Below are 6,311 nucleotides of genomic sequence, written 5' to 3' on the forward strand. Positions count from 1 at the left end.
CATGGCAAGGTTCATCGCCGCGCCAGCCAGAGTGTTTCGATACGGGAGATCACCAGGGAGACGAAGAGCGCGCTGACCGTGCCCAGCGTCACTTCGCCAAGCCGCGTCAATGCGATATCCCACGGCGCCCCGATGCCGGGCACGAGCAACATGATGGTGGCTGTAATGCCGCCCAGACGCGCCGCGCTGCCCACATTGACGCACCAGCAGACGACGATCGCCACCGCGACGGCCGTCACGTAGGCGATCAGATAGCCCCCGCCCAGCATCGCGCCGGCGAGCCCGCAGACACCGCCGACCATCGCGCCGATGAACTGGTCGCGCGACAGATTCTGGGTATCGGCATAGCTATGCTGTGACACGGCAATCGCGGTGATCGCGGCCCAGAACGCCTGCTCGGGGTGCAGCGCGCGGGCGATCAGGTACGCCATCGTCGCGCCGCCGACTGCCTGTAGCGCCATCATCCCGCCTTCGAAGACACGCTCGCTGAGCGGCTGCGCCTTGAACATATCGAGAAGCGAGCGGGCGGCGAGTTTGCGATCGGCGCGGGTCGTTTCGTTGGACTGCGTCATCGTGTCGTTTCTCCGAAGCCATTTCGATGTTCATCGCGGCGCAGGTGGTGATACCAGCTTTTGAGCGGCGTAGCCGGGATGCCGTGAACGACTACCGAAGCCGCCATCACCGCGAGCGCCAGCGGGACGAGCGGCATGATGACGGTCGGGCTGCCGTGTTCGAGTGCGTAGGTCAGGTAATAGAACGAACCGGAGCCACGAATGCCGGACCAGCTCATCAGGCGACGCCGTGGCGGCGACGTGCTGGAGCCAGGCAGCGAAAGCTCGGCGCCTCGGGCCGCACCAGCACGAAAAGCACGACGCCAGGCGCGATGCTTTGCCATGTGAAGAGCGGTACGCGCAACGTTGCCAGCACGTGCCCACGATAATCATGATCGCCATTTCGGCAATCCGTTCCAGTTTGATCGTAAAGCCGAGCACCGATTCTGCCATGAATGCGTGCACCTATCTGACGTAGCCGTTCTCCCGTGCTCATAGCAATTTTTACGGGCGCACCCACGTTCGGATAAGGCGGCACGGGAAAGCAGCGGCAAGGACGCGCAGGCACGATACCTGCATGTGAAGGTGGAACCGCAGCGATGCGGCTGATTGAACTCCAACCTGACTCAAGGAGCTTGGAATGACCACGAACATTATTTCTGAACTGAATGATCTCGTCGAGACGTCAAAGGATGGAGAGAAGGGCTTTCGCAAGGCAGCGGAAGATGCACATCACGCACAACTCAAGTCGCTGTTCCTGAGCCGCGCCGATGACTGCGCGCAAGGCGCCCGCGAGCTGCAGGACACCGTGCTCCAGCTTGGCGGCAAGCCGGAAACCGGAGGCTCGATGTCAGGTGCGCTGCATCGCGGGTGGGTCGATGTGAAATCGGCGGTCATTTCCCGAAGCGATTTCGACATCCTCGCGGAGTGCGAGAAAGGTGAAGACGTCGCCGAGAAGCGCTATCACGACGCGCTTGAAAAGGATCTTCCCATCGACGTGCGGGCGATTGTCGAGCGCCAGTATCTAGGGGTATTGCAGAATCACGACCGCGTCCGCGATCTGCGGGATCAATACGGCGCAATGAGGTAATCGGGTCCGGGCGGACAGCGGCCCGTGACTGGCGACGGCTTCGGCCGATAACCGGCCTTCGCGCGACGGCCCGAAAGACGAAGCAGCGGGGGGCCACTTTTTTTCCGGCGGCTTGTAAAAATGGCGGCGGTCGAATGACACAAAGCTGTCCAGCGGGCATCCAAAGTGCTGTAAAAGCAGTGACGTGCGAGAACTGGTACGGGCTTTGCTGGATTTGGCGAAAACCTGTCGTGCCTGAACCAGACTCTTCACAGGATCACCCTACAATGCCGCCTTCCATCGAGCTAAGCACCCGGCAGTCATTTGCACTGACGCCTCGCCTGCAGCAGTCGGTCCGGTTGCTGCAACTGTCTTCGCTTGAATTCCAGCAGGAACTGCGCACGGCACTCGACACCAATCCGTTCCTCGAATACGACGCGTCGCAAACCGAAGACGTTGCACTTGCAACGGATAGTCCACCTGCTTCCGAGGAAGCACGCGAGGAAACAGGCATGTCCGCGCCTGCCAGCGCGGCAGAGTTTGCCGGGTCGCCTGCGCAGGAAAGTGCGGATGCGCCGCTGCCCGACGAGATGGGCGGCGATTACGGCGGCGATTCGTTCGCACGCGGCTCGTCGCGTCACAACGACGATAGCGAAGGAAGCGATCCCGCCGACTGGGCGCGTGCCCAGCCGACCCTTCACGAGCAGCTGCATCAGGCACTGTGTCTGTATCCGCTGAATCAACGCGACCGGGAGGTGGCGCGTCTCATCATCGAGTCGCTCGACGACGACGGCTATCTGCGCCAGGATCTCGTGGACCTCGTCGACGTCGTCGACGCCGAGCCGCGCCTCACCGAAGCGGAACTGCTGGTGGCGCTGCGGCTCGTGCAGTCGCTGGACCGGCCAGGGCTCGCTGCCCGCTCGCTGTCCGAATGTCTGAAGCTGCAACTGGACGCGATGGACGACATACCCGGTCGCGACGTCGCGCTGCGGGTCGTCGAACATCATCTCGAACGGCTTGCGCGCCGCGAGCAGGCGGAACTGGAAAAGCAGATCGGCTGCAGCGCGGGCGAGTTGCGGATTGCCTGCGCACTCGTGCGCAAGCTGGACCCCAGGCCGGGCAATTTTTACGGATACGCCGCAGATAGCTACGTCGTGCCGGACGTGATCGTGCGCCAGATGCGCAACAAGTGGGTCGTGACAATCAACCCGGCGGTGATGCCGCGTGCGCGCATCCATCGAAAGTACGCTGAGCTGTTTGCGCAGTCAGCCGGTGCCAGCCGCTCGCCGCTCGCGCAACAATTGCAGGAAGCGCGCTGGTTGATTCGCAACGCGCAGCAGCGCTTCGACACGATCCAGCGGGTCGCCGAATGCATCGTCGCGCATCAGCGGGTCTTCTTCCAGTACGGCGAAATCGCGTTGAAGCCGCTCGGGCTGCGCGATGTGGCGGACGAACTCGGTCTGCATGAATCGACCATTTCGCGTGCGACGGGCAACAAATATATGGCGACGCCGCGCGGTATTTTCGAGTTCAAGCATTTCTTCCCGCGCGAACTCAGTACCGAGAGCGGCGGCACCTGCTCGGCTGCTGCCGTGCGTGCGTTGCTCAAGGAAATGATTGCTGCTGAAAATGCGAGCGATCCGCTTTCCGACGTTACGCTGGCAAGGATGCTCGCGGATCAGGGCGTGCTTGTCGCGCGCCGCACGGTCGCGAAGTACCGACATCTGATGAAAGTACCGCCTGCGGAATTGCGCCGGCAGATGTAGGGGCGTGCGGTATCGATTGCGGCGGCGCATTCACGGGCGCCGCCAGCCGGGTGGCTTGATTCGCTGCGCTTACGCTGCTGTCCCTGAAAGCGCGGCGACAATCCGTGCGGCGATTTCACGGAGTTTTTCGGGGTCGGCGGGGACGGCGCCGTGAGGCCTCAACGTCTCGCCTTCGCGCCGGGGAATGATGTGAAAATGAACATGCGGCACCGTTTGCCCCGCCGCGCGTCCGTTGAACTGGGCGATGAGCACACCCGGTGGATTCAGCGCCGCCTTGACCGCCTTCGCTACGAGTTGTGTCGTGCGGATACACGCCGCGGCGCCGTCTTCGGAGAGGTCGAATATCTCGGCGGCTGCTTCTCTGGGCAGAACGAGGACGTGTCCGTCAGCCTGCGGCATGATGTCCATGATTGCGACAGTCAGTTCGTCCTCGTACACCTTGATGCCAGGCAACTCGCCGCGCAGAATGCGGGCAAACGGGTTCTGCGGGTCATATTCCACGGTGATCCTCCAGCGCGTTACGGTTTCTTTTGATGCCGCTTTTGATTCGCCGAATTGTAGCGGACGCGGGGCCTTGCGACGCGAACCGTTCAGGGACGTGCGCCCAGTGCCTGGTACAAGGCCGCCGTGTCGGCGTAACGTTGCGCCGCAGCTTTCACGCGATCGAGTGAGGTCTGCAGTTCCTGACGCTGCGTGTCGAGTAAGGTCAACTGACTGACGCCGCCGGCGGCATAGCGCTCGCCCGCGATATCCGCGCTTCGTCGTGCGGTGCGTTGCGCTTCGTCGAGCGCCTGCAAGGCGATCGCGTCCTGGTCCAGTGCGCGCAATGCATCGGCTACCTGTTGCAGTGCTTGCAGCACGGTCTGCCGGTAGGTGCCAAGCGCGGCTTCGTAGGCGGCCTCGGAAGAGCGCTTGCGCGCGTGCAGTTCGCCGCCATGAAAGAGCGGCTGGGTCAGACCGGCTCCGAGGCTCCACACGTTGAAGCCCTTCAACAGGTCGGAGATGTCGACGCGTTCGGTTGCGGCGCTACCCGACAACGTGATCTGCGGATAGAGGTTCGCAGTCGCCACGCCGATGTTCGCGCTCGCCTGATGCAGCAGGGCCTCCGACGCGCGGATGTCTGGGCGCTGCTGTGCGAGTGTCGAGGGCAGCGTCAAGGGCACGTCGGTCGGCAGAACGAGCGTGTCGAGATCGAGCGTGGCAGGGGCGCCTCGCGCGGTGAGTTCGGCGGGCGCCCGGCCAACATAGACGGCCAGCTGGTGATCGGTCTGCGCCAGTTGCGTACGCAGCGGCGGCAGCAGCGCACGCGTTTGCTGAACCTGCGTGCGCTGGCTCAGCAAATCCACCTGGGAAACGCCCCCTGCCTGATAGCGGCGGCCGGTGATATCGAGTTGTTTCGTCTGAATCTCGAGCAGCGTTTCGGTGAGCGCGATCTGTCTGGCAAGCGACGCGCGCCGTATCGCCGAGGTCACCACGTTGCCGGCGAGCGTGAGGCGTGCGGCTTCGAGCTCGTATTGCTGGTAGTCGACCTGTGCCGCGACCGCCTCGAGGGCACGGCGATTCCCGCCGAAGAGATCCAGCGTATAGGACACGCTGACCTTCGCGCTATATAGCGTGAACGGTGCAATGGACTGGCCTCGGGCCAGATCGCCGATGCCGAGCGCCTCAGGATCGATTTTCTCGCGCGTGGTGGACAGACTCGCATCGACCTGCGGCCACTCGGTGGCACCGGACTGCGCGATGTAGTCCTCTTGCGCCTGATGCAGCTTCGCGCGGGCCTGCGCGAGCGTCGGGCTGTCGTTGAGGGCCTGCTGCACGAGCGCATCCAGCGCGGCAGAGCCGAATGCGCGCCACCAGCCGTCGCCGGGGAGATCGGCGGGCACGAAATGCTGGGCTGCTCCGGCGGGGCCAGCGGAAGCTTCGGTCGTCGAGGGTTGCGGATTCGCCGTGTAGGTCGTCACTGACGTCACATCGGGCGTACGAAAATCAGGGCCAACCGTGCAGGCGCACAATGCGGCAACCACAACTGCCAACAGAACCGAGGCAGCGACGGGACGCGTACGGGAAGCAGAAACGAGGGCGTGGCGCATCGAATCCCTCCCTTAGTCGAGCGTGCGTCGATAGAACTTCACGGCGATGCCCATCACGACACACACAAAAATCAGCAGTGGCCAGACATGCGGCCACATATCCGCCCAGCCGACCCCTTTGAGCAGAATCCCGCGGACGAGCCGGTTGAAAATACGTGAGCGCAGCAGGTTGCCGATTGCCTGCGCCCACTGAGGCATGCCCGCGAATGGAAACATGAATCCGGACAGCAGGATGTTGGGCAGGAAGTAGAACATCGTCAGCTGCATGGCCTGCAGCTGGTTCTGCGCGAGCGACGACAACGTGATGCCGATCGTCAGGTTCGCCGCGACGAACAGCAGCGCGGACAGATACAGCGCCACGAGACTGCCTTCGAAGGGCACGTTGAACACGAAACGCGCCGCCGCGAGGATGATGCTCACCTGGATCAGGCCGATTGCCACATATGGGACGATCTTGCCCGTCATCACTTCGATCGGCAGCACGGGCGTCGCCAGCAGATTTTCCATCGTGCCGCGCTCGCGTTCACGGGTGATCGCGAGGCCCGTCATCATCACCATCGTCATGGTCAGGATCACGCCCATCAGGCCGGGCACGATGTTGTACTGCGTGATGCTTTCAGGGTTGTAGAGGCGATGCAACTGGACGTCGAAGGCAGCAGGGCCGACAGCCAGCGCCGACAGCGGGCCGGTGAGGTCCTTCTGCAGCACGGATTGCGCGATCGACGGCAACGCGCCGAGCGCGGTGCTGACGGCGGTCGGGTCGGTTCGCGTCGGCTTCGACGAGGAGCGACGGACGCGCACCCTTCACGAGGTTGCGCGTGAAGCCGACCGGAAC

5 protein-coding genes and 2 pseudogenes are annotated in these 6,311 nt (G+C 63.3%); 2 read left to right on the plus strand and 5 right to left on the minus strand.

The annotated features are described in order from the left end of the window. Positions 1-11: 11 nt before the first annotated feature. Positions 12-572 carry an FUSC family protein gene (locus tag B0G77_RS37705; protein WP_133666798.1) on the minus strand — a complete coding sequence of 187 codons (561 nt, stop codon included), beginning with the start codon at positions 570-572 and terminating at the stop codon, positions 12-14. Then, positions 569-1,013 (minus strand): annotated as a pseudogene (locus tag B0G77_RS44950) (cation transporter); the annotation flags it as partial. The gene B0G77_RS37705 and the pseudogene B0G77_RS44950, both read right to left, overlap by 4 nt. Positions 1,014-1,191: 178 nt before the next feature. Here B0G77_RS44950 and B0G77_RS37715 point away from each other — a divergent pair. Together B0G77_RS37715 and B0G77_RS37720 are read left to right on the plus strand one after the other, a co-directional pair. Then, on the plus strand, positions 1,192-1,641 hold the full coding sequence (locus tag B0G77_RS37715; protein WP_133666799.1) for a PA2169 family four-helix-bundle protein: 450 nt from the start codon (positions 1,192-1,194) through the stop codon (positions 1,639-1,641). 266 nt (positions 1,642-1,907) lie between these two features. Next, positions 1,908-3,386, plus strand: coding sequence for an RNA polymerase factor sigma-54 (locus tag B0G77_RS37720; RefSeq protein ID WP_133666800.1), 1,479 nt, complete (start codon positions 1,908-1,910; stop codon positions 3,384-3,386). A gap of 69 nt (positions 3,387-3,455) precedes the next feature. On the opposite strand, the gene B0G77_RS37725 is transcribed toward B0G77_RS37720, so the two are convergent. The 3 genes and pseudogenes from B0G77_RS37725 to B0G77_RS37735 form a co-directional block, all read right to left on the minus strand. After that, positions 3,456-3,887, minus strand: coding sequence for an HIT family protein (locus B0G77_RS37725; protein WP_133666801.1), 432 nt, complete (start codon positions 3,885-3,887; stop codon positions 3,456-3,458). 89 nt (positions 3,888-3,976) lie between these two features. Then, positions 3,977-5,476 carry an efflux transporter outer membrane subunit gene (locus B0G77_RS37730; RefSeq protein ID WP_133666802.1) on the minus strand — a complete coding sequence of 500 codons (1,500 nt, stop codon included), beginning with the start codon at positions 5,474-5,476 and terminating at the stop codon, positions 3,977-3,979. Positions 5,477-5,488: 12 nt separating this feature from the next. Beyond that, positions 5,489-6,311 (minus strand): annotated as a pseudogene (locus tag B0G77_RS37735) (ABC transporter permease); the annotation flags it as partial.

It is taken from the genome of Paraburkholderia sp. BL10I2N1, from assembly GCF_004361815.1.
In the GTDB taxonomy this organism is placed as follows: domain Bacteria; phylum Pseudomonadota; class Gammaproteobacteria; order Burkholderiales; family Burkholderiaceae; genus Paraburkholderia.

Bases quoted from the DNA above. Each gene is read 5' to 3' on its own strand.
- B0G77_RS37720 (WP_133666800.1), top strand. From the start codon at position 1,908: ATGCCGCCTTCCATCGAGCTAAGCACCCGGCAGTCATTTGCACTGACG.
- B0G77_RS37705 (WP_133666798.1), bottom strand. From the start codon at position 572: ATGACGCAGTCCAACGAAACGACCCGCGCCGATCGCAAACTCGCCGCC.
- B0G77_RS37730 (WP_133666802.1), bottom strand. From the start codon at position 5,476: ATGCGCCACGCCCTCGTTTCTGCTTCCCGTACGCGTCCCGTCGCTGCC.
- B0G77_RS37715 (WP_133666799.1), top strand. From the start codon at position 1,192: ATGACCACGAACATTATTTCTGAACTGAATGATCTCGTCGAGACGTCA.